Origin of the sequence: Mycolicibacterium chengduense (genome assembly GCF_033741155.1) — a bacterium.
Classification (GTDB): domain Bacteria; phylum Actinomycetota; class Actinomycetes; order Mycobacteriales; family Mycobacteriaceae; genus Mycobacterium.
On sequence record NZ_JAWQNH010000012.1, the window covers coordinates 1 to 19,900 of the forward strand.

The 19,900-nt window shown below is 63.7% G+C and carries 24 protein-coding genes, 1 tRNA gene and 2 pseudogenes; 11 read left to right on the plus strand and 16 right to left on the minus strand.

Annotated elements, in window-relative coordinates:
• Positions 1 to 97, plus strand: a 97-nt coding sequence (locus SBI67_RS28465) for a DUF5078 domain-containing protein (protein WP_318983836.1), incomplete at its 5' end; no start/stop codon positions are given.
• A 232-nt stretch (positions 98 to 329) separates the two neighbouring features.
• Positions 330 to 860: an anti-apoptotic protein gene (locus SBI67_RS28470; RefSeq protein ID WP_318983837.1), complete on the plus strand. Its 531-nt coding sequence runs from the start codon at positions 330 to 332 to the stop codon at positions 858 to 860.
• Here the strand turns inward: SBI67_RS28470 and SBI67_RS28475 are convergent.
• A complete protein-coding gene (locus SBI67_RS28475; RefSeq protein ID WP_318983796.1) occupies positions 835 to 2,334 on the minus strand; it encodes an FAD-dependent monooxygenase in 1,500 nt (499 codons plus the stop codon). The genes SBI67_RS28470 and SBI67_RS28475 overlap by 26 nt on opposite strands.
• Before the next feature lie 51 nt (positions 2,335 to 2,385).
• Between SBI67_RS28475 and SBI67_RS28480 the strand changes: the two genes are divergently transcribed.
• The 5 genes from SBI67_RS28480 to SBI67_RS28500 all read left to right on the plus strand — a co-directional run bounded on the left by SBI67_RS28480 (position 2,386) and on the right by SBI67_RS28500 (position 7,299).
• Positions 2,386 to 3,309 (plus strand): LysR family transcriptional regulator, encoded by a 924-nt coding sequence (locus SBI67_RS28480; protein ID WP_318983797.1) that lies wholly within the window; start codon positions 2,386 to 2,388, stop codon positions 3,307 to 3,309.
• A 126-nt stretch (positions 3,310 to 3,435) separates the two neighbouring features.
• Positions 3,436 to 3,804 carry a heme-binding protein gene (locus SBI67_RS28485; RefSeq protein WP_318983798.1) on the plus strand — a complete coding sequence of 123 codons (369 nt, stop codon included), beginning with the start codon at positions 3,436 to 3,438 and terminating at the stop codon, positions 3,802 to 3,804.
• Between the two features lie 64 nt (positions 3,805 to 3,868).
• Positions 3,869 to 5,314 carry a neutral zinc metallopeptidase gene (locus SBI67_RS28490; protein ID WP_318983799.1) on the plus strand — a complete coding sequence of 482 codons (1,446 nt, stop codon included), beginning with the start codon at positions 3,869 to 3,871 and terminating at the stop codon, positions 5,312 to 5,314.
• Positions 5,314 to 6,744, plus strand: a complete 1,431-nt coding sequence (locus SBI67_RS28495; protein ID WP_318983800.1) for a serine/threonine-protein kinase — start codon at positions 5,314 to 5,316, stop codon at positions 6,742 to 6,744. The genes SBI67_RS28490 and SBI67_RS28495 overlap by 1 nt, the downstream gene beginning before the upstream one ends.
• 234 nt (positions 6,745 to 6,978) lie before the next feature.
• On the plus strand, positions 6,979 to 7,299 hold the full coding sequence (locus SBI67_RS28500; protein ID WP_318983801.1) for a DUF4333 domain-containing protein: 321 nt from the start codon (positions 6,979 to 6,981) through the stop codon (positions 7,297 to 7,299).
• A 4-nt stretch (positions 7,300 to 7,303) separates the two neighbouring features.
• On the opposite strand, the gene SBI67_RS28505 is transcribed toward SBI67_RS28500, so the two are convergent.
• From SBI67_RS28505 to SBI67_RS28565, 13 genes and pseudogenes are all read right to left on the minus strand, one after another.
• Positions 7,304 to 8,563 (minus strand): ammonium transporter, encoded by a 1,260-nt coding sequence (locus SBI67_RS28505; RefSeq protein WP_318983802.1) that lies wholly within the window; start codon positions 8,561 to 8,563, stop codon positions 7,304 to 7,306.
• 142 nt (positions 8,564 to 8,705) lie between these two features.
• Complete coding sequence (locus tag SBI67_RS28510; RefSeq protein ID WP_318983803.1) at positions 8,706 to 9,044, minus strand: hypothetical protein; 339 nt, start codon at positions 9,042 to 9,044, stop codon at positions 8,706 to 8,708.
• 343 nt (positions 9,045 to 9,387) lie between these two features.
• Positions 9,388 to 9,630, minus strand: a complete 243-nt coding sequence (locus SBI67_RS28515; RefSeq protein ID WP_318983804.1) for a hypothetical protein — start codon at positions 9,628 to 9,630, stop codon at positions 9,388 to 9,390.
• Positions 9,631 to 9,635: 5 nt separating this feature from the next.
• Positions 9,636 to 9,956, minus strand: coding sequence for a hypothetical protein (locus SBI67_RS28520; RefSeq protein WP_318983805.1), 321 nt, complete (start codon positions 9,954 to 9,956; stop codon positions 9,636 to 9,638).
• 309 nt (positions 9,957 to 10,265) lie between these two features.
• Positions 10,266 to 10,613: a histone-like nucleoid-structuring protein Lsr2 gene (locus SBI67_RS28525; RefSeq protein ID WP_318983806.1), complete on the minus strand. Its 348-nt coding sequence runs from the start codon at positions 10,611 to 10,613 to the stop codon at positions 10,266 to 10,268.
• 177 nt (positions 10,614 to 10,790) lie between these two features.
• On the minus strand, positions 10,791 to 11,297 hold the full coding sequence (locus SBI67_RS28530; RefSeq protein ID WP_318983807.1) for a hypothetical protein: 507 nt from the start codon (positions 11,295 to 11,297) through the stop codon (positions 10,791 to 10,793).
• Positions 11,294 to 11,815 carry a hypothetical protein gene (locus SBI67_RS28535; RefSeq protein WP_318983808.1) on the minus strand — a complete coding sequence of 174 codons (522 nt, stop codon included), beginning with the start codon at positions 11,813 to 11,815 and terminating at the stop codon, positions 11,294 to 11,296. The genes SBI67_RS28530 and SBI67_RS28535 overlap by 4 nt, the downstream gene beginning before the upstream one ends.
• A gap of 31 nt (positions 11,816 to 11,846) precedes the next feature.
• Positions 11,847 to 12,134: pseudogene (locus SBI67_RS28540) on the minus strand (DNA/RNA non-specific endonuclease); the annotation flags it as partial.
• Positions 12,135 to 12,299: 165 nt separating this feature from the next.
• The gene (locus SBI67_RS28545) at positions 12,300 to 13,244 is read right to left on the minus strand and encodes an LppU/SCO3897 family protein (RefSeq protein ID WP_318983809.1); all 945 of its coding nucleotides are present in this window, start codon (positions 13,242 to 13,244) and stop codon (positions 12,300 to 12,302) included.
• A 132-nt stretch (positions 13,245 to 13,376) separates the two neighbouring features.
• Positions 13,377 to 14,048, minus strand: coding sequence for a hypothetical protein (locus tag SBI67_RS28550; RefSeq protein ID WP_318983810.1), 672 nt, complete (start codon positions 14,046 to 14,048; stop codon positions 13,377 to 13,379).
• Between the two features lie 547 nt (positions 14,049 to 14,595).
• Positions 14,596 to 15,687 carry a hypothetical protein gene (locus SBI67_RS28555; RefSeq protein ID WP_318983811.1) on the minus strand — a complete coding sequence of 364 codons (1,092 nt, stop codon included), beginning with the start codon at positions 15,685 to 15,687 and terminating at the stop codon, positions 14,596 to 14,598.
• 64 nt (positions 15,688 to 15,751) lie between these two features.
• Positions 15,752 to 16,483, minus strand: a complete 732-nt coding sequence (locus SBI67_RS28560; RefSeq protein WP_413232592.1) for an MspA family porin — start codon at positions 16,481 to 16,483, stop codon at positions 15,752 to 15,754.
• 379 nt (positions 16,484 to 16,862) lie between these two features.
• Positions 16,863 to 16,948 (minus strand) — tRNA-Leu (locus tag SBI67_RS28565).
• 89 nt (positions 16,949 to 17,037) lie between these two features.
• Between SBI67_RS28565 and SBI67_RS29180 the strand changes: the two are divergent.
• The 4 genes and pseudogenes from SBI67_RS29180 to SBI67_RS28580 form a co-directional block, all read left to right on the plus strand.
• A pseudogene (locus tag SBI67_RS29180) lies at positions 17,038 to 17,145 on the plus strand (hypothetical protein); the annotation flags it as partial.
• A gap of 195 nt (positions 17,146 to 17,340) precedes the next feature.
• On the plus strand, positions 17,341 to 17,763 hold the full coding sequence (locus SBI67_RS28570) for a hypothetical protein (RefSeq protein ID WP_318983812.1): 423 nt from the start codon (positions 17,341 to 17,343) through the stop codon (positions 17,761 to 17,763).
• 38 nt (positions 17,764 to 17,801) lie between these two features.
• Positions 17,802 to 18,161, plus strand: coding sequence for a hypothetical protein (locus tag SBI67_RS28575; RefSeq protein ID WP_318983813.1), 360 nt, complete (start codon positions 17,802 to 17,804; stop codon positions 18,159 to 18,161).
• A complete protein-coding gene (locus tag SBI67_RS28580) occupies positions 18,158 to 18,502 on the plus strand; it encodes a DUF3817 domain-containing protein (protein WP_318983814.1) in 345 nt (114 codons plus the stop codon). Before SBI67_RS28575 ends, SBI67_RS28580 begins: the two co-directional genes overlap by 4 nt.
• A gap of 10 nt (positions 18,503 to 18,512) precedes the next feature.
• Here SBI67_RS28580 and rdgB read toward each other — a convergent pair whose 3' ends face one another.
• Complete coding sequence (gene rdgB, locus SBI67_RS28585; RefSeq protein WP_413232588.1) at positions 18,513 to 19,109, minus strand: RdgB/HAM1 family non-canonical purine NTP pyrophosphatase; 597 nt, start codon at positions 19,107 to 19,109, stop codon at positions 18,513 to 18,515.
• Positions 19,109 to 19,891: a ribonuclease PH gene (gene rph / locus SBI67_RS28590; RefSeq protein ID WP_266048702.1), complete on the minus strand. Its 783-nt coding sequence runs from the start codon at positions 19,889 to 19,891 to the stop codon at positions 19,109 to 19,111. Before rph ends, rdgB begins: the two co-directional genes overlap by 1 nt.
• Positions 19,892 to 19,900 lie beyond the last annotated feature (9 nt).

A 19,900-nucleotide genomic window follows, 5' to 3' on the forward strand; every position in this document is an offset into this window, starting at 1 on the left:
CAAACTGTTCTTCAACAACAAAGGTGTGGCCGCCCACACCACCGACATCTGCCAGAACTACCCAGCAGGCGACATGTCCGTCTGGGACTGGCACTAAAAACTGCGGGACGCCCTGGCCGCCCGGTCTTTCTGACATCGGGCCATGGGCGGCACGAAAGCCGCTGTCTACCATCGGTTCAACATCACGGATACCGAGGTCGGCCAGACCAGGGCACCGAGCCGCACGCGCACATCCTCACGATCGCCAACCGCGTGATGCATCTGCCTCGAGGGTCACGCTCATCTGTGACATTCTTGTGCATCGACTTGGAGGAGACCCGATGTACCCGATGACGCGCTGGATGGCGACCCCGGTAATGCTGGCCGCCGCGGCAACACTCACAGCCTGCTCGTTCTCGGCCTCCGTGGGCGACAACACGGTGAGTAAGGACCAGGTCCAGAACCAGATCAGCGAGAAGGTCACCGAGCAGGGCGGCTCCAAGCCGGCCTCGGTGACCTGCCCGGGCGACCTCAAGGCCGAGGTCGGCGCCACCCTGGACTGCAGGATGTCCGACGGCTCCAAGGACTATGGCGTCAACGTCACCGTCACCAGCGTCGAAGGCAAGACGGTGAACTTCGACATCGTGCAGACAGTCGACAAGAACGCCGTGGCCGAGCAGATCTCCCAACAACTCACCCGGCAGGTCGGACGCGCTCCCGAATCGGTGACCTGCCCCTCGGACCTCAAGGGCGACAAGGGCCAGACGCTGCGCTGTGAACTAACTGACTCGGGTGAGACCTACGGGGTCACGGTTACCGTCACCGGCGTCAAGGGCGGCGACGTGAAGTTCGACTTCAAGGTCGACGACCAGCCGCAGTGACGCCCGGCACGACCATCCATGTGGCGAGCGCTTCAGTCACCTCGTCGGCATCGGGTGCGTCATCGCACGCCCAGGCCACCACCCCGTCAGGTCGGACCAGGACGGCGCGTACACCGAGACTCTCCTCGACTTCAGCTGTTACATAGCGCAATTCGCCACCCAACAGAGCACCGATGGTACGCAACTCGTCGTACCCGTGAAAATCGAGCAACACTGCCGTCCCACCAGTGAGAAGCTCGCCGAGTCTGCCGCCGTTGACGAATCGGAAGTCCGGGGCACTGCGGCCGACGAGTGGATGACGGCCCTCCAGTGCATAGCGCACCGACAGTCCCGACGAGCGTTCGGCGAAGTAGGTCGCGCCATCACGGGTGTCGATCAGATCGCGAACGATGCCCGCGATGGCCCGCGCATGTGCGTTCGGCTCCAGAAGGGCCACCTGCGCGCGCGACCAGTCCAACACTGCCGCCCCCACCGCATGCCGTTCCCGGGTGTACCCGTCCAGCAGTTTCTCCGGTGCGCTACCCCTGACGACCGCGCCGAGTCTCCAGCCGAGATTCATGGCGTCGCCGAATCCCAGATTGAGGCCCTGGCCGCCCAACGGCGAGTGAATATGCGCGGCATCGCCGGCCAGCAGGATTCGACCGTGCCGGTACGTCGTGGCCTGTCGCGCACGGTCGGTCCACGTGGTGGCCAGATGCATTGCCGTCACCGTGACATCACTACCGGTGACGTGGCACAACACCGCCTGCACACGCTCCGGGGTGAGGGGTACACCACGGTGGCCCGCGCCGCCATCGAAGTCCGCCAACGCGAAGACTCCCGGCTGTGGTTGCACGTACATGCCGGTCGGCGTGTCATTCCGGCCCAGCGGAAGCGACACTCCATCGGCCAGGTCGACATGGACGGAGTAGCCCGTGAATCGGGGCTCGGTGCCAGGGAATGCGAAGGCTGCTGCCTTGCGTACGACGCTGCGGCCGCCGTCACACCCGACAAGCCAACGTGCGTGATAGGACCGACCGTCAACGGCGGTGACTGCGACTGCCTCGTTGGCCTGCTGTACGTCGACGACGCCCACACCTCGACGGATCGTAGCGCCCATGGCGGTCGCTCGCGCCGAGAGAATCCTCTCAAGATGCGCCATAGTCGTTGCCACCGTGCGCTTTTCCGCATCCGCTAATCGGTATGGTCGCCCACCTAGGTCGACTCGGGCCTCGTCCCAAGCGATACCGGCGAAGTGCCCGCCTCGGTTCGCATGCACGGCATCGCCTGCAATATCGGCCAAAATCCCGCGTCGATCGAAGGCCTCGATGGTGGACGCTGAGAGGCCGCGAAGCCCGAATGGCGCGCCTTTGAGAGGCGCGTCGGGGCCGACCTCGCGCTCGAGGACGACCACGGACGCCCCGGCCAGGCATATTTCGGTCGCCAGAAACAAGCCGACCGGCCCTGCCCCGACGATCGCCACGTCATAAGTCACGGCGCGAACGTATCCCCGCATCCATGATCGATCAAATGGTATGTATTCAGCATGTCGATGCATCAAATCGATCTCACTCGGGTCGACCTCAACCTGCTCGTCGTCTTCGAGGCACTCCTACGCGAACGCCACGTGGGACGCGCCGCGGCCACGCTGTCGCTGTCCCAGTCCGCAACCAGCCATGCACTGGGCCGATTGCGCACGATGTTCGACGACCCACTGTTCGTTCGTCACCCGCGTGGCATCGAACCCACCACGCGAGCAAGGGAACTGGCCGAACCGATAACCGATGCATTGTCGCGTGTACGCCGGATCATGACTCCCCAGCCGGTGTTCGAACCGGCGACCCTTCGTCGCACCGTCACCGTGGCCGCTCACGATTACGCGCTCGCTGTGCTCGCACCGGCCTTGGTGGCGGAGCTGCGTCAGCAGGCTCCCGGGGTTGATCTGCGCTGCGTCAGCGCAGACCCCGTCTCCGTCATCGACGGCCTCGACCGCGGCGAATTCGATTTCGCCCTTGGCGGTTTCGTCGACGTAACCGTCGACCGGATGACGCGCACGGTGCTGTTCTCTGATCGGTTCGTCGGCGTGGCACGCCTCGGTCATCCTGGCGTTCGGGATGGACGAATGCCACTGGACACTTTCGTCGCTCTGCCCCACGTGCTGATGTCGGCCAGCAACCCACCGCGTGGCGATGTAGACCAATCGCTGTCGAAACTCGGCCGCGAGCGGCGGATCACCGTCACGGTGCCCACTTTCCAAACCCTGCCTTACGTCGTGGAGTCATCCGATGTCATCGGCGTGCTTCCCGAGCGACTGGCGCGGCGCATTGCCCGACACCTGGAGATCTTCGAACTACCTGTCGAGGTCGGCACGGTGACCTGCAGCATGTTGGTGCCGGCGCCGCTGGCTGGGCTCCCCGAGATGAAGTGGTTCACCGCGCTCTTGCGCAGAGCCGCCGCGCCGAGCGGGTGATGTGCCCGCACTGTATGCCCAATCCGAAGTCCCTGGGAGTTGACTGTGGCCGCCAGCGTTCGCAGGCCCAGGTCGACACACTGAATGCTGCGGCCCTCTCGCCGTCACCCGAAGGAGGAGTACACCATGCACGTCCGACCGACCCGTCTCACCATCGGCGCAGGCACCCTGGCCGCATCTGCCATATTCGGGTTGTTCGGAGCGATCCCCACCGCATTCGCCAACCAAGACCCCGCGGCCGACCCGCCGAACTGCACCGCCGCAGATCTGGAGGGCGTACGCGCCGGCGTCTCGGCTGCCACGTCGGCCTATCTATTCACCCATCCGGACGTCAATGCCTTCTTCACCAGCCTGAAGGGGCTCACCAAGGACCAGACCGTGGCCAAGGTGAAGGCCTACATGGCTCAGAATCCGCAGACCCATGACGAACTCGTCGGGATCCGGCAACCACTGCAGGACCTGAAGAACCGCTGCGCGCAGGCGCCCGGCGCCTGACGCTGCACTGACGCCGGGACCTGAGGTCGCACCCGGGCGCCACCTGCTTGTTAGCCTTTGGCTCATGCAACGGTGGGTGCGACGCGCGGGCGGGGTGGCTGCGTCCGCGCTGGCCGCTCTGCTGGTGTCGACCGGTTGCAGCACAACGGTGCTCGACGGCCACGCGGTGTCGATGTTGTACGACCCCACCCGCGCCGGTGGCCTGCCTGCGAAAGACGGCTACAGCGGACCGCGCGCCGGAGCGCCGGAAACCACGCGTAGCGCCGTCAACAGCGATGGTGGCCCCGCCGATCACCTGGCGGTGTTGGCCGTGGACGACCTGCAGGACTTCTGGTCGCACAACTGGGACGGGGCACTGACCGGGACCTTCTCGCCGGTGTCGGGTTTGGTGTCCTATGACTCCAACAGCTCCACCAACCCCGATGTATGTGGCGGCGGCCTGACCGATATGGCCAACGCGTTCTACTGCTTCGACAACGACACGATGGCGTGGGATCGCGGCAGTTTCATCCCCGGCGCCGCGAAGTACTTCGGCGATATGGGCGTGGTCGGCATCATGGCACACGAGTTCGGCCATGCCGTCCAGGCCAAGGCACACCTGGTCGAAAAGGGCACGCCCGTTCTGGTGAAGGAACAGCAGGCCGACTGTTTCGCCGGTGTCTACCTGCACTGGGTCGCGTCGGGCAAATCGCCGCGATTCTCGCTGAGCACCGGTGACGGTCTCAATCACGTTCTGGCAGGCGCGATCTACATCCGCGATCCCCTGATGACGCAGGAGGAGGCACTGGCCACCGGAGACGCGCACGGCTCGGCGCTGGACCGGATCAGCGCCTTCCAGATCGGGTTCAGCGGTAACGCCGACCAGTGCGCGGCCATCGACATGGCCGAGATCAAGAAACGTCAGGGTGACCTCCCGCAGTTCCTGTCCTACGACGCCTACGGATACCCGGCTACCGGCGACAGCCCCATCGATGCTGACCTGTTGAACAAGCTGATGGCATCGCTGAACCAGATCTTCACGCCCGCCAGCCCCCCGCAACTCAGCCTCGAGCCGGGCACCTGCGCGGATGCCAAACCGACCTCACCCGCGTCGTATTGCCCCGCCACCAACACCATCGGCATCGACATGCCCGCTCTCAAAGATGTCGGGACGCCCCGCAGCGAGAGCCAGGGCGTGCTGCTCCAGGGCGACAACACGGCGTTGTCCATGGTGACGTCGCGCTACATGCTTGCGTTGCAACATCAACGGGGCGCCCCGCTGCAGTCGACCACAACGGCCCTGCGGACGGCCTGCCTCACCGGCGTGGCGCAGAGCAAGATGAGCGAACCGGGCAGCCCGCTGATGTTGTCGGCCGGTGACACCGATGAAGCGATCTCCGGCCTGCTCACCAGCGGACTGGTGGCCAGTGACGTCGACGGTGCCACGGCGCTGGCGGGTTTCACCCGGATACTGGCCTACCGGGCTGGGCTGCAGGGTGATGCCGATCAGTGCTATCAGAGGTTCTCCTGATGACCATCCGGGTCGGCGAGCGGTTCGGGCCGTATGAGCTGCGCTCGCTGCTGGGCGTCGGTGGGATGGGCGAGGTGTACCAGGCCTTCGACACGGTCAAAGGCCGATTGGTCGCCCTCAAGCTGTTGCGGCCCGAACTGGCCGCCGACCCGTCTTTCCAGGAGCGGTTCCGGCGTGAATCGAGGATCGCCGCACAGTTGCACGAGCCGCACATCATCCCGGTGCACGATTTCGGCGATATCGACGGTGTGCTGTTCATCGACATGCGCCTGGTGTCCGGCCACGATGTGAAATCTGCACTGGCACAACAGGGTCCGATGCCGACACGGCGAGCGGTGGCCGTGCTGAGCCAGATCGCAGCCGCCCTGGACGCCGCTCACGCCGCCGGCCTGACGCACCGGGACGTCAAACCCGAGAACGTGTTGTTGACCGACGATGACTTTGCCTACCTGGTGGACTTCGGCATCGCGCGATCCGGCACCGACAGCGGTCTGACCACCGCGGGTTCGGCGATCGGATCATGTGCCTACATGGCCCCGGAACGGTTCACCGACGGTTACATCGGCCCACCCACCGATGTCTACTCGCTGGCCTGTCTCCTCTTCGAACTGCTCACTGGGACAGCACCTTTCCCGGCCGGTGACATCGCCATGCTGATGAACGCACACCTGTTCTCGCCGCCACCGCGGCCCAGCACGGTCACGGCCGGCATCAGCACAGCCTTCGACGACGTGGTGGCCTGGGGAATGGCCAAGGACCCGGCGCACCGCTGCCCGAGTGCAGGCGGGCTGGCACGGGCGGCGGCGGCTGCGGCGATCTCCGTCCCGACGACACCGTCGGCGCCCACCATCCTGGACAGGACGCCCTCCGGAAACACTTCCCGCACCACACGTTCCGCGCACCCAGTGCTTCTTGGAGCCCTGGGACTGGTCGTACTGGTGGTGGTAGCCGGCGTCGCGGCATGGCTGCTTCTCGGCGGGGGCGACGCCACCACGGCCGGACCGACGACGGTTACCCGCACCGCCCCGACCTCCCCCGCCACCCCGACATCGCACACCGCAGCGCTGACGACCACCTCGGCGCTGACCCCACGGGCGTCCCTTCCCGGAACGGACGCCCTCGGCTTTGTGGCCTATCCCGGCGCGCGCTGCGATCCGGCGCAGGTTCCCGTAGCTCTGGGGCTGACCGCACAGTCCGCGGTGGTCATCTGCCAAAGCCCCTCCGGTGCCCTGGTTTACCGCGGTGTGCGCCTCAGCGACAACGCCGGTATCGAACTCGGCAACGCGGTGCACGTGCCCGGCGGAGGCTTCGACATCACCAATCCCACCGACGGGACCCGCTATCGCGTCCGCGATACGTCGCTGACCATCATCGGCTCCGACGGAACGGTAAATACCGAATCGATGGAACAATATGCGTCGACATTCTGAGGTCCGATGACGACACCGACAGATCCGTTGCAGCCGTGGTGGACCCGCCCCGGCGGTGCGCCCCCGCCCGGCGCCGCACCCCCACCGGCAGCGCCGGCCCCGCGAGCGCCGTACCCCCCGCCTCCGCCGCAGCAGCGGACCCCCGCGCCACCGGCGCCGGACCTCAATCGGTACCGGCAACCGCCCCCGCCGCCCCATGCGCACCGTGCTCCGAGCCAACCACCCGGCCGAAAGATGCTGCTGTTCGGCGGGATCACTGCAGCCGTGGCGCTGATTGCCGTCTCGGCGATCGGTGTCTGGGCGTGGAAGTTCCGCGCCAGCACCGTCATCGACGTGGCGCAGGCCGAAGCCGGTGTGCGGCAGATACTTTCCGATCCCGTCAACGGCTACGGGGCGAACACTATCAGCGCCCTGCGCTGTAACGACGGCAAGAACCCGTCTGCAGCAAAAGGTGACAGCTTCACCTGCGATGTGGAGATCAACGGCACGGTGCGACATGTCACCGCGGTGTTCTCTGACGACAAGGGCACCTTCGCCGTCGACGGGCCGCGCTGACCGGCTACAGCCCGCCGGGGCGCTTGTGCTGGTGCCCGTGCACACCCTCGGCGTACGCGGTCTCGGCGTGCTGGGTGAAATCGATACCCGCCAGCTCGTCTTCCCGCGTGACCCGGAAGCCGAGGGTTATGTCGATGAGCTTGGCGATGCCGTACGACACCGCGAACGCGAATACCGCGACCACCACGATGGCCAGCGACTGCTTGCCCAGCTGCGTGAGCCCGCCACCGTAGAACAGCCCCGACGGGCCGCCGGAGACCATCTCGGCAGCCAGCAGGCCGATCAGGAACGTGCCGACAACACCGCCCACGAAGTGCACCCCGACCACGTCGAGCGAGTCGTCATAGCCGGCCCGGAACTTCCAGCCGATCGCGTACGAACACACCACCCCCGCGACGGTGCCCACCACCGCTGCCCCGATCGGCGTCACGAATCCGCACGACGGGGTGATCGCGACCAGGCCGGCGACCACACCCGATGCCGCACCGAACGTGGTGGGGCGGCCGTCGCGCACCCGCTCGACCGCAAGCCAGCCCAGCATGCCGAGACAGCCGGCGACCAGGGTGTTGAGGAAGATGACCGCGGCCTTGCCGTCGACGGCGAACGCCGACCCCGCGTTGAAACCGAACCAGCCGAACCACAGCAGTCCCACGCCGAGCAGCACGAAGGGCAGGTTGTGCGGGCGCATCGCCTCGGATTTGAAGCCGATCCGCGGACCGAGTACCAAGGCCAGCGCCAGCGCCGAGGCGCCCGACACGATCTCCACCACCAGGCCGCCCGCGTAGTCCAGCGCGCCGAATGTCGCCAACCAGCCACCCGGGCCCCACACCCAGTGCGCCACCGGGGCGTAGACCAGCAAGGTCCACACCGGCAGGAAGACGATCCATGCCGAGAATCGGGCCCGGTCGGCGATGGCGCCGCTGACCAGCGCCGCGGTAAGGATCGCGAAGGCCAACTGGAAGGTGACGAACAACAGCTCCGGCACATTGGACCGGGCAGCCGCAAGATCGATGTTGGCCAAGCCGAGGTGGTCCAGGTTGCCGATCACGCCGGATCCCGCGTCGGCGCCGAAGGCCAGGCTGTATCCGGCCAGCAGCCAGGTCACCGTGACCACAGGGATGGCGATGAAGCTCATCATGATCATGTTGAGCACGCCGGTGGAGCGCACCATACCGCCGTAGAAAATGGCCAGACCTGGGGTCATCAACAACACCAACGCGGTGCTGGCCAGTAGCCAGGCCGTCGCGGCCGGATCGATCTGCACACGGACTCCTTCGTCTGGGCAAACGCTCGGACGAGAGTACGACACGGCGTTCTCGGTCCCTGCCAGGCACCGCCACCATGATGGAGTTTGTGATGCCGGCCAGGTCTCCTGACGACGTGGGCGCCACGGGTGGTCTGTGTCGCTAGCCCGGCAACCCTTGGGATTCGGCCCAGCTGGTCAAGAATTGTTTGATCTTGGCGATCGACTTCGGGATTTCGGCGTTCGGATCAAAATCCTCACGGGTGTAGCCGCGTTCGGCGCCGGCCAGCATCACGGCGTTGACGATCTCGAGTTCCGACCAGACTTCGTAAAACTCGTCGGCCCGTGGATCGTCCGCAGATTCTGCACTCAACGCCGCATCCTCGAGCCGCCACACGAACTCTTGGAACTCGACGGCTCCAGATTCAAAATCCTTGACCAGCTCGAGCGAGTACCGCAGGTAGTCTTTGTGCTCCTCAAACCGGAACGCGACATTGGTCATGCGTCAGGCCCCTCCAATGTGCAGCACTGTAACCACTTCACCTATCGAATTGGCAACGACCTTGATGCCGTTCTCGGGCCGTGGTGTAGTCAACGCTTCGGGGTGTACTCCTGAGGGCCATGCATGAAGTTCTCAGCGCTGCATCGAGGGCACCGTAGCTGGTACCCATAGATGGTCGGTGCCTCCGGGTCGGAACGCCACTCACTCACTTGGATTTCAAGGAAATCGTCATCATTTGCGGGACAACGAATACCGTCCCAGTTCCCAGCGGCGACCTCTTTCGTCGCGTCGATCCACCGCCGGCGCTGCTCCCCCATACTGGGCAACATTGAAGCAGCTGCTCTCAGCCAGGTTTCGGCGCGTATTCCACGCGAGCGTGCACGAAAATCTCACTCTCACAACACGGGCAGTGCAGCCAGTACTCATACATCGGTTCCGACTCTGATGTTGCTGGTTGCAGCATGCGCATTTCGACGACGATGTCAGCGTCGTCATTGGCCGGGCAGCGGATACCGTCCCACGTGCCTGCCGCGACGCGCTTCGTTGCCTCGACCCAGCGCTGCGCTAGTTCCGAGTAGGAAGACATCCGAATCACCCTCCCAAACCGGCGATGAGCGGACCAACTGTTGCAGCAAAATCTGATGCTGACGCGGTCTCGCTGGCCGCCCGCACCGCGTCGACACCGAGTGTCGGTATTTCTGTCATGTTCACCCTATACAGTTCATGCGCGATGGTGTGCGCGAGTTCAAGCTCTGATGCCATACCCTGCGGGCCAATGACAAAGCCCACCTCCCCAAATGACGCGAGGCTGAAGCCGCTGGCCGGCAAACCAGGATCGAAGATCACGGTGTAGCCGTGCACCTGGACTTCAGTGGCGACACCGCTTTGGAATGCCTGACGCAGCTGGTTCATCTCAGCTGAGCCGTACACGCTCCGGGCCGTGTCTGCGATGGCAGTCTGGGTTGCGTCGAGGCCTGCTCTCGTCGAGCTCTCAGAGAACTGCTTAGTCGCCTGCTCGGCAACCGCACGGGTAGCTTGCTCGGCGAAGCTGTGAGCTGCGGCCCGCCGACTTTGATGGCCCGCCGAGTCGTTCGACTTCGGCTAGCGAATAGTCGGCGACCGGTAACCAGAAGTTATTGACTGTCCAGCGGCGGATCTGTTCGTCAAGAAGTGGCCACCACTCATCGATTCCGAGCACCAAATGATTATGCGCGACAGGTGCTAGTGAGCGGCCTCGAATGCCTCCACGACCTCTGCTTTGATCCGTCCTCGATCAGATACCTCGTAACCATTGCTACGCGCCCAGTCGCGGATCGCGGCGAGCTGCTCCCGGCCTGACGGACCGGTTGAACCAACGGATTTCACACGACGAACACCTCGCCCGCGAAGCTTGGAGCCGGCTTCTACATAGGGCTTCAGCGCTTTCTCAAACTTCGCAAGATTCGAGTTGGATAGGTCAATCTGATACTCGGTTCCGCGTAGCGAAAAAACGACACGCTCGCCCGCACCATCCGGAATCTCAGAACCATCAATATCGTCAATTAGTTGACGCACGACACGCTCAGCCATGAGATACTCCTTCACATATCAACTACCGGCTCATCACCATACCAGCGGTCGAGGCAAAGAGATTCCGGGCCACACCGAATTACGTGTGGTTGCGCATAGCATTGACCAGCTCGTTAGTGCTGAAACGAAGGCGCTCCGAATCGCAAATTGGAAGAGGTCCGTGCACTCGCGCGAAATCTAAGCGAAGCGCCTGAACGTCACACCCGCAGGGCTTGGGAAGTCCTCAGGGAAAAATGGCGACACGTGTGTCCGCGTGAAGAGTCCCACCAGCAAGTCCAGCAGCGTGCCGTCGAACTCGTCCCACTCATTATCACGCGCAGCGTTGATCGTCACCGTCCAGTCGTCCGGGTTCACCGAGCGGTCGGTGATCCAATAGATGACGTCACCGTTGTTGGTGTAGGCACACGCAGTGAGCGATTCGATTGAGTATGGGATCACCTCGCTCGTCAGACCCAACAGTGCTTGCCGCCGAACGTTCACCTGCGACTTCAGGTCGAGATACTGGTTGTCGTTCTGCGGATCAAGGACAAGCAGGAATTCGTCAAACTCACCGGCGCCGTATGTATCAACGATCTGCTCGTAATCGCGGGGCGTAACGAACCCCAGGTGCCGATACAGACGTGCCCAATCACGTTGAGTAACTGTGCACTCGGGCCGCACACGCGCCGCCAGATCCTTGATCACTGTGATACGAATCGGCTGACCGCACTGCCCGGAAAGTCGTCAGGAAAGATCGGGCACACGTACGAGCCGCTAAACACTGCCACTAGAAACTCAATCAGCGGCCCGTCGAAGGCGTCCCACTCTTCGTCACGGGTGGCATGCACCACGATCCTCCATGTGTTTGGGTCGGAACTACTATCAGAGCTCCAATAGATGTCGTCGCCATTGTCTGTGTAGGCACATACTGTCAGCGCCTCGATTGGGTACGGGGTCTCAGTCGGCTGCACGCCGAACAGCTCTTGGCTGTTGGCCGCCATTCGTAGCGCGTCACGCTTGATCTGGATCTGTTGGCCGAGATCGTCCGGTGTGAACACTCGTAGAAAGTTGTCAAACTTGCCACGGCCGTGCGTATCAACTATCTGTCGATAGTCGTCCGGGACGATGAAGCCAAGGTTCGACTCAATGCGATCCCAATTCCATTGTTTTTGAGGCTGTTCCGGCGGCGGCACCAAAGAAGTGAGGTCCCTAATCGTCGCCATTAGTTCAAGTCCTTCGTATCAGCATTCATCTCTATGCAACTCGATTCAGGATGGTGATCGCCTGCCCGAATCCCCCGCTGCCCGTGGCGAATATCGTAATTGCACGCAGCATCAGATCAGCTCCAGCGTAGATCGGCGCGACGGTATACTCGACAACCTGACCCGCCTGGCGTACCGCACCCTCGAAACTACTCATTGCGGGATGGTTTGCAGGGTTCTGAATCATCGTCACGGTATTGCGCGCCTCCGTGCCCGAACCGCCCAACTGCCGGGCCAAAAGGTGGCCTCGCGCCAGGTCGCTTCGCACCGCGTCCCACCCCGATAGAGTTCGAACTGCTCCACACACCGGTCGCAACCGCGGCCTGAAATTCACACCCCGCGAGTCAACTAAACCCGGGGCAGTCCCTCGTTTTTCGATTACCGACTTGTAATCGCACCAGCGAAGCTAGCTACCGAATCGAATATCAACGCCTAAATATCGCGCCTATTTGTGCAGGGTTGAACAGACGGCGAATCTCCTTACCGGATGCGGGTACCCACCTCGGGGGCAGCCACGAGCATTGCTGACATTGTTAAGAACTTCGGTGGGTTCCTCTCCGCCTGGGCCGCACTCCGCACGGATCGCATACCATCGCCCCGATGTTGCGCCGGGGAAGATGCACAGACCGGTAGCCCAGTTGTAGTCAAGGCACAAGATCAGGCTGCCCTCATCGGTCTTTCGTGGCGCATAGCGTTGATCGACATCGGCGACACACTGATGCGGTTCGTCGGATAGTTGGACGATTCGATAAGCAGCATCCATTGTGCTGCAGTCCACGCGCTTGATGGTCACATCTTGTCGGCTGGGCCCCGTAAGACTCACACAATTGCCGACAGCGCCCAACGGAGACGACCGATCTGTCGCAATGAATTCGTCTGCAATGTTGGCGAAGTTGTTCGTTGGCGATGTATCCGACGCATTGCGCGCGGCGGTCTTCTCTTCGCTGGCGCTAGGAAAGCCGGTGACGAGAACCAAGAGGCCCACCGCCAGCACGACCACAACAACTGCCCATACGACGTAGCGCCGTTTCCTGTGGGCACGTCGTGTAATCGCGTCCGCATGTAGGTACCGATGCAGTGCAGTGTCGCTGCTTAGCGGAGGCGGCGCCGTGGCGATCAGCAGACCGACGAACAGCATCGGAATACTGATGAGAACGAAGAGCCACACCGCAATGGTTTGATTCGAAAACAGCAGCAACAGGGTAACCAACGCCAATGGACCCATCGCGACCGCTTCGCCAATGAGAACGGGCCTGCGGCGTATCTTGCCGTCGCCAACCCGGCGGGCGCCCCGGAGAGCGACGCCGTTCCACCCGCCCGCCACTGCGATGGTCGCCGATAGGGTCAGACCTAGTGGGATGAGGCCTCGGCCGTATCCCTCGTCGGTCATCACCGGGACTGTCCACCACAGGTACCCGTAGATCAATGCCGCGAGAGCACTCACTACTGATACCACAACAATCAGCCGCAAGTGTCTTTCAGACAGGTGAAAATTGCCCATAGTTGTTCAAGCCTCACACATCTAGTTGCATGGATGGCGTTGGAACACAAATTCAGCCGTTCCTTTAGCCGTCCTGGACCATTCGACATTCCACGACGTCTTGTTGATCCCACCGGGACCGTCCCAGAGCTTCTTGGGGGCACCGTAAAAATGGCAAAGAAACTGCTGGAAGGTGCTATCCCTGTTCTCGATCAGACGGTCGTACACCGTCTTGGACAGGTCGGATGGACTGCGGATCTGGCTAGCCTCAGCATGGCACAAGACCTCAGTCCACATTTTGGCTGCGTCCTCGGCTCCTTGGGCTATCTTCGCGGGGAATTGGTGAAGCTGATCGGGTGTGCCGGCCGCTAGTATCGCGATCCCGGACCCCAAGCCAGAAGCACGCGCTTGCTGGGTGTAAAAGATCATGATCGACTCCAGGCCGCCTTCAGCGCCCGGGGTCGCCGGCCGAATGGCCACTCCTGTAGCGTACGAGCTACTGCAGTTGTTCGGGTTTTCCCGAGGCTTCTCGAAATCGCAATTCTCGCAGCCAGTTCCGTCGGCCAGCTCAATCGACACAGGCCCCTTCGCTGAAAAGTACTTGACTGTGGAGGCCGTGTTGAGGCAGCGGTAGTTGTCGCGGCTGGCATTCTGGTCTTGCTGAGACCCGCGTTCGCCTTTAGGCGGCTGAGTTGTCGGCTCGGATGTGCTCACCGTCTCAGAGGGCAGGTTCGACTGCCTCGGTTCACCGGAGGGGGTAGGAAACGATTCCGTCGTTGCTTGCCGTTGGTGTCCAGACGGGGCTGTTGGTTCAGCCGTGTGCGGTGGGGCCTGGTCGTAATCGGGCGGCTGCGTGCCGTGCACTGGCTGCTGGCGCTGCGGGTAGGGCTGTTGCCGGGGGGGGTGCTTGGCTGTAGTCGGGTGCGTTCGCGGATGGCGAGTTGATGTCCACGCCGTAGTCGGATTGACCTGGTGGAGGGTACGGCACTCCGTTGTAAACGCCTGGTGGGTTGGGCATCCCGGGTGGCTGGAATTGGCCGCCGTTGAAGCCGCCGTCGCCGCCTGGACCGCCGGTGGGCCCAGTCGGATCAGCAGTCGCAGCGGGTATAGCCGAATTCGTTGACTCGCCAAAGTCGTTGGTGGCGGTAATGACCGCAGCGAGAAACACGGCGAGCATGGCCGGGACTACCAAAAGTCGTCGGTAACGCGTCGGGATTGGCTTGAATCGTGGTTTCATCGGCAGCATCGTCGACTTTCTCTCTCAGCCAACAGCTCTGGATTCGCGTGGAGTGCGCTCGAGGTCCAGTTCCTGGGGCCCGCCGGCCATATTGGCTTTGGCCCAGGCCACGTAGTCGGCTGCGGCACGGGTGCAGGAGTCGTAGTCATCCCCGGTTTGGCCGAACACGGTGGTGCATTGGATCGACATGTGCGCCAGAAGCCGGTTGTTGCAGGAGTCCACCGAAGTAGCAGCGGGGGCGGTGGTCAGGCATTGCTGCTGTGTCACACACGCGGTCACGAAGTTCGCGGCCCGCCCGTCAGCGCTGGTGTAGGCATCAGGTCCGCCGGTGCAGTGCCCGTCGACGGATGCGGCTGGCACGTTGACTCCGGCGGGCAGGCCCGTCCAGTTCGTGTCTGGAGCGCCCGTGGTGGGGACGTCAGAGGCCCGGTAGGACAGAACGATGGTGACCGGGAACGCGAAAATGTTCGCGGGCCCCAGATCGATGGTCAGGTTCGACTGTCCTGGTGGAAAGCCCGGCCCCAACGTCGGTGTCACCGACAAGGGTGTCTGATTGGCGTCGGCGGCTGTCGGGATCGAGAAGGTGCCGATCACCCGCGAAGGGGCACCGGGCGCAGCGTCGGTCTCGACCAACACCACGTTGGGGCCTTGACGTAGATGCGTCGCCGCCGGGAGTTTGATCCCGAACGGGATGGTCGAGGCGGAGAACACGTTCTTGCGGATCACCGTAATATCCACTCCGCCACCGGTATAGGGCACCACGGTGTAATCGACATCAGCTGAGCCGTACACTCCGCCGCCGCCAGGCAGCCACGCCGCCGGACCCAACATCACGTCTCCGGGCAGGTGGATGGAGATCTGCCGGTTCGGGTGCGCGGTCGGTGCGAAGATGCCGTCTTTGGCCCACATCGGCACCGTCACCTCACCGCGTTCGGCTTGGGCGGCCAACGGGGGTTCCAACCCGGCGGTCTCACCTTGCGGAATCGTCGAGGAGATCCTGGCCCCACCAATGGGATTCACCCGCCCCGGGTCGGCGGGCATCGGCCGCGCGATCGGTAAAGGCACCGCAGGCCGGGTCGGGTCAGTCGAAACGGGGTCGGCCTGAACTGTGGGCATCGACACCACGGTTGCCGCCACCGTCAATGCCGCTACAACGAACCTGGTCCGAATTGCCATGAGCTCACAGGTCTTTCGGCTCGCCATACAGGGTTTGGGTGTCATTGCCGTTGTCGGTACGGATCCGAATCGTGGCATAAGACTGGATCTTGACCTGACCACCGCACCCATCAGCTTCGATGTTCTGATCACGCAGATTCGACACCGCATGCATGTTGCGCAGACTGATCCGATCCAAGGGAACCTGCGCCAGCCCACCAGGTTTGAGGACCACCCGGATATAGCCACCCAAATGTTCCTGCACGCCCAACGTCGCACCAGCCGACGCCCCGCCGAACCCACCACCGCCACCACCGCCACCACCGGCGCCGCCTTGGCCCTGCCCGTACCCACCGCCGTAGACCTGGCCGTTGACCTGCTGATACGGATCGATCCCGATATCGCCACCCACCTCGACACCAGCCGACGAATCGGTCCGGCAACCGACGAAATACCCGGCCTCCAACTGCGCATCCTGAATCACCGACGCACCCGAACCACTGATCCGCGCCTCCGCGCGCACCGACACCCGCGCCTGCCACGAATTCGACGCACCCGCCAGATTGTCGATGTGATCGATCACCTCATTGGTGGTATTCACATCCACCACCCACCCATCATCAGTGACAAACTGCGTCCACCGATCCGGCATCACCTGCGGATCAGCAGACGCCAGACCAGCCGTAGCCGCACTGGCCGTCAGCAAGCCGGCAAAGATCGCGAACGCTAGTCGCCGCGCACAGACAGCGAAACTCAATCTCATTAGCAGCACGCCCCCGAACGTGTTCCGCGGCGAGACCCCCTCGCAGCTAACGCATCATGGCGTAGCGTGTCATAAAGTAGACTGATGCGTCAATCGGAGACATGCGATCGCTATCTAGCGAATATTGCAACGCATCCGCGCGGGCGGTCTCCACGATTGCGCAGCGATGACGACCACGAATCCACGTCAACGCGGACATGCCGGAGCGAGCCTCCCCAGTGCTCTTTCAGGGCCTAAGGAAGCACGAGGAGAAATAGGATGCTGTCCTACGCGATATGCAAAAGCCGCCGGAACAAAGTCCGGCGGCCCCATCGCCCTGGCGGAAGACCCGTACAGGCCGTTCACGCTCGCGATGATTGCAGTAAGCACTCCATGGTGCGGGCGGGGGGATTCGAACCCCCACGCTCTCTCGAGCACCGGCACCTAAAGCCGGAGTGTCTGCCGTTCCACCACGCCCGCAAGCACGTTCAGAATACCGCCCACCGATCCGGACGGAGTTGTCGGTGGCCGCCACTACGGTGGAGCACAACGTGCAGAAGGCGGTCCCCATGCGCTCTACCGCTCAGTTCAATAAGGTCCAACAACTCATCGCGGCTGGGGTCAACGACTGTGCGATCGCCCGGGAAACGGGTATACCGCGCCGCACGGTGTGTGACTGGAGGCGGGGCACCCGTTCGAAGAGACCTCGGGACGCCTGCCGTACTCACGATTTCAGCGGAATTCCCAGCGCTCCCTACGCCTACCTTCTCGGTCTCTATCTCGGGGACGGCTACATAAGTCGGAACAGGCGGGTCTGGCACCTGCGCATCACACTCGACAAGAAGTACCCCGGCATAGTGCAAAGCTGCCGGGTGGCGATCGACACGATCATGCAGGGGCAACGTTCCGGGGTGTACATCCGCCCACAGGGGTGCGTCGACGTGTACCTAACGTCCAAGCACTGGCCCTGCCTCTTCCCCCAACACGGCCCCGGCCAGAAACACACCCGACCGATCATCTTGCAGCCCTGGCAGCAAGCTCATGTCGACGCCGCCACCGAGGACTTCATCCGCGGGCTGATTCACAGCGACGGCTGTCGGGTCGTCGCCAACGATCGTGGGGTGGCCAGCGTCCGCTACCACTTCACCAATCACTCCGCCGATATCCGCACTCTGTACTGCGCGGCGTTGGACAGGTTGGGCATCCCGTGGACACAGAACAGCCGCTACGTCATCGCGGTCTACCGAAAGGCCGCGACCGCCCGCCTCGACGAGTTTGTCGGGCCCAAGGCCTGACCAGCCGAAGCGACAATCCCGCACGGTACCTTTGACGCATGTCCACTACACGGCGTAGGAGGCCGGCGCTCATTGCGCTGGTGATCCTCGGCGCCGTCGGCTGCCTGCTGCTGGCTTGGTGGCAGTGGACCCGCTTCGAGTCGGCCTCGGGCACCTTCCAGAACCTGGGCTACGCACTGCAGTGGCCGATGTTCGCGGGCTTCTGCGTGTACGCCTACTACAAATTCGTGCGCCTGGAAGAGGCACCGCCCGCCGAAGTCAAGCGCGATACCGAGATCCCGGCTGGCCTGCTTCCCGAGCGTCCGAAGACCACGACCAACGACGACGACCCGACCCTCCGCGAATACAACGCCTACCTCGCCGAGCTTGCACAAAAGGATAAGGAAGACACCGAATGACCTCCCCCGAAACACCCGCATCCGCCGCGTCCGTCGAATCCATCCGCAAGGCGCTGCTCAGCTACCGCGTGATGGCATGGGCAACGGGCCTGTGGCTGATCGCGCTGTGCTACGAGATGGTGATGAAGTACATCTTCAAGGATGCCTCGCTGAGCTGGATCGGCATCGTGCACGGTTGGGTGTACTTCGTCTACCTGCTGTGCACCGCGAACCTGGCGGTCAAGGCGCGCTGGCCCATCGGCCGCGCCATCGGCACGCTGATCTCCGGCACCGTGCCGCTGCTGGGCATCATCGTCGAGCACTTCCAGACGCAAGACGTGAAGAAGCGCTTCGGTCTCTGATTTCGGCCGATCACACCAGCGCCCGCAGCGCTGGCACCAGCAAGGCCAGCGCGCGCCCGCGGTGCGAGTCCGCATCCTTCTCGGCCGGGCTCAGCTCGGCGGCCGACCGATCGGACCCGGCCGGCACGAAAATCGGGTCGTAGCCGAAGCCGCCGTCCCCGCGCGGCGCCCGGGCGATGGTGCCGGCCCACTCGCCGCGAACCACGGTCTGCCCGGCCGCAGATACCAACGCACACGCCGAGACGAACGCACCGCCGCGCCGCTCGTCGGGCACGTCACGCAACTGGTTCAGCACCAGCTCGAGATTGGCGATGTCGTCACCGTGCCGGCCCGCCCACCGGGCCGACAGCACCCCGGGCATTCCGTTCAGTGCGTCGACGGCCAGCCCGGAATCGTCGGCCACCGCCGGGATCCCCGTCGCGGTGAACGCGTCACGCGCCTTGGCCAGCGCGTTCTCCTCGAACGTTGCACCGGTCTCCGGCGCCTCGTCGAAAGCGGGTACGTCGTCCAGCGACAACAGGTCCAGCCCGGCCACCCCGGCGGCGTCGAGCACGCGGCGCAACTCGGCCAGTTTCTTGGCGTTGCGGCTGGCGACGAGCAGTTGCACTAGCTTCCGAACGCTTTCTTCGTCGGTCCCGACGGCTCGGGCAGCACGCCCGGATACGGCAGCTCCAGCGCGGACCGCTGGATGGCGAACAGCTGATCGCAGGCAACCAGTGCGGCGTCGAGCATTTTGTCCAGGGTGGACCGCGGGAAGGTGGCGCCCTCACCGGTGCCCTGTACCTCGACCAGCGTGCCGGTATCGGTGGCGACGATGTTCATGTCGACCTCGGCGCGCGAATCCTCGGTGTAGGGCAGGTCCACCCGGACCCGGCCGTCGACCACGCCCACCGACACCGCGGCGATGGCGCACGACAGCGGCCGCGGATCGGACAACTTGTCTGCCGCCGCCAAGAACGTCACCGCGTCGGCGAGTGCGACATAGGCCCCGGTGATGGCGGCGGTGCGGGTGCCGCCATCGGCTTGCAGCACGTCGCAGTCGATGGCGATGGTGTTCTCCCCCAGCGCCCGCAGGTCGATGCACGCGCGCAGCGAACGGCCGATCAGCCGGCTGATCTCCTGCGTACGCCCACCCACGCGGCCCTTGACCGACTCGCGGTCCGAGCGAGAATGGGTCGCGGCGGGCAGCATCGCGTATTCGGCGGTGAGCCAACCCAATCCGGAACCCTTGCGCCAGCGCGGCACACCCTCGGTGACCGAGGCCGTGCACATGACCCGGGTCTGGCCGAATTCGACCAGCACCGATCCGGCCGGGTGGGAAGTGAATCCGCGGGTGATGACCACCGGTCGCAGTTCGTCGTCAAGCCTGCCGTCTTCTCGTCTGGACACCCGGCAACC

Bases quoted from the DNA above. Each gene is read 5' to 3' on its own strand.
- SBI67_RS28490 (WP_318983799.1), top strand. From the start codon at position 3,869: ATGCAACGGTGGGTGCGACGCGCGGGCGGGGTGGCTGCGTCCGCGCTG.
- SBI67_RS28510 (WP_318983803.1), bottom strand. From the start codon at position 9,044: ATGACCAATGTCGCGTTCCGGTTTGAGGAGCACAAAGACTACCTGCGG.
- SBI67_RS28495 (WP_318983800.1), top strand. From the start codon at position 5,314: ATGACCATCCGGGTCGGCGAGCGGTTCGGGCCGTATGAGCTGCGCTCG.
- SBI67_RS28485 (WP_318983798.1), top strand. From the start codon at position 3,436: ATGCACGTCCGACCGACCCGTCTCACCATCGGCGCAGGCACCCTGGCC.
- SBI67_RS28580 (WP_318983814.1), top strand. From the start codon at position 18,158: ATGACCTCCCCCGAAACACCCGCATCCGCCGCGTCCGTCGAATCCATC.
- SBI67_RS28535 (WP_318983808.1), bottom strand. From the start codon at position 11,815: ATGGCGACGATTAGGGACCTCACTTCTTTGGTGCCGCCGCCGGAACAG.
- SBI67_RS28515 (WP_318983804.1), bottom strand. From the start codon at position 9,630: ATGTCTTCCTACTCGGAACTAGCGCAGCGCTGGGTCGAGGCAACGAAG.
- SBI67_RS28555 (WP_318983811.1), bottom strand. From the start codon at position 15,687: ATGCCCACAGTTCAGGCCGACCCCGTTTCGACTGACCCGACCCGGCCT.
- SBI67_RS28500 (WP_318983801.1), top strand. From the start codon at position 6,979: ATGCTGCTGTTCGGCGGGATCACTGCAGCCGTGGCGCTGATTGCCGTC.
- SBI67_RS28470 (WP_318983837.1), top strand. From the start codon at position 330: ATGACGCGCTGGATGGCGACCCCGGTAATGCTGGCCGCCGCGGCAACA.
- SBI67_RS28525 (WP_318983806.1), bottom strand. From the start codon at position 10,613: ATGGCTGAGCGTGTCGTGCGTCAACTAATTGACGATATTGATGGTTCT.
- SBI67_RS28480 (WP_318983797.1), top strand. From the start codon at position 2,386: ATGTCGATGCATCAAATCGATCTCACTCGGGTCGACCTCAACCTGCTC.
- SBI67_RS28520 (WP_318983805.1), bottom strand. From the start codon at position 9,956: ATGAACCAGCTGCGTCAGGCATTCCAAAGCGGTGTCGCCACTGAAGTC.
- SBI67_RS28545 (WP_318983809.1), bottom strand. From the start codon at position 13,244: ATGACCGACGAGGGATACGGCCGAGGCCTCATCCCACTAGGTCTGACC.
- SBI67_RS28575 (WP_318983813.1), top strand. From the start codon at position 17,802: ATGTCCACTACACGGCGTAGGAGGCCGGCGCTCATTGCGCTGGTGATC.